This is a genomic window from Serratia sp. 506_PEND, assembly GCF_001076875.1.
GTDB lineage: Bacteria > Pseudomonadota > Gammaproteobacteria > Enterobacterales > Enterobacteriaceae > Serratia > Serratia marcescens.
This window is the reverse complement of record NZ_JVEL01000645.1, coordinates 1-1107: the sequence shown is the minus strand read 5'-3', so window position 1 is coordinate 1107 and position 1107 is coordinate 1. Positions and strand designations below refer to the sequence as shown.

At 63.6% G+C, this 1107-nt stretch carries 1 protein-coding gene; it reads right to left on the bottom strand.

Annotation, left to right across the window (positions count from 1 at the left end; all coding sequences use genetic code 11):
- Positions 1 to 959: tetratricopeptide repeat protein (locus tag ADK28_RS29140; RefSeq protein ID WP_048797465.1), on the bottom strand; the 959-nt coding region annotated here is incomplete at its 3' end.
- Positions 960 to 1107: the final 148 nt, after the last annotated feature.

The window sequence follows — 1107 nt, the reverse complement described above, 5'->3', positions numbered from 1 at the left end:
GCCTGAAGGTCGCCGCCTTTCGCCGAGAGCGTCAGCCAGTGAAGCCGCATCTCATCAGTGCTCGGGTACTGGCTGTAAAGGTACTGTGCGCGGGCATCGCCTTTATCGACAGCACGCTTAAGCCAGAGCATCCCTTCAGTCTGGTTTTGCGCCACACCGTTACCGCTCAGGTAAGCCTGTGCCAGCCAGCGTTGCGCGGCCACATCCCCGCCCTGCGCCGCTTTCTGATACCACATCAGTCTTTCCGTACCTTCACCGTGTTCAGCCATCCAGCGCTGTGCCTGCGGGTTACCAAGCGCGGCAGCCTGACGGTAATCACGGCGGGCGATATCCGGTGCCTTRTCCACACCGTTTCCGGTTTCATARCGGCGGGCMAGCAGGGCCAGMGCYGCGGGCTCTTCCTGCGCGGCCGCTTKTTGCAGCCAGGACAGCGCCGTTTTTTCACCCTCAGGCTGTGTCTGGTACCAGCGGGCAAGCATTAGTTGTGCCTCCGCGTTACCCTGCTGTGCTGCCTTCTCAAACTGACTGATGCAGTCCGCAACAGGCGACGTGCCATGTGCCGCCTGACAGTGTCCTGCGAGGTTCATACTGGCCTGCGCATTTCCGAGCGACGACGCCCGGCTCCACCACTGACGGGCAAGCGCGTCGTTACGCGGCTCTCCCAGCCCGGTGTGGTACCCATCCCCGGCCTGACGCGCCGCATCCGCACGGGTTGAACGCGATGCATCCGAGGCCGCCGACTGACTGGCCACCTGCTTCATCAGCGCCAGCGACCGTCCGTATTCCCCACGGGCCGACAGCTTTCCGGCCAGCACGTACTGCGCCTGTGCATCCCCGGCCTGTGCTTTCTGCTCCAGCGCAGCTTCCGGCAGCGTTGACAGCGGCGCGCTGCAGGCGCTCAGCCCACCGGCAACGAGCAGCGCCATCAGGCGTAATGTGCGATAAAAACGCGGCATCATCACAAGTCCCGCGGTGCCGGCTGCAACTGATACAGTCGCACGCTGTACGATTTGAGCGTTGACTGCAGCGCGTCCAGCTCGGCCTGACTGACCGCCTGGTTTGCACGTTGCTGCGCTTCCAGCCGGTTCAGTCGTACGGTAAAGGGCG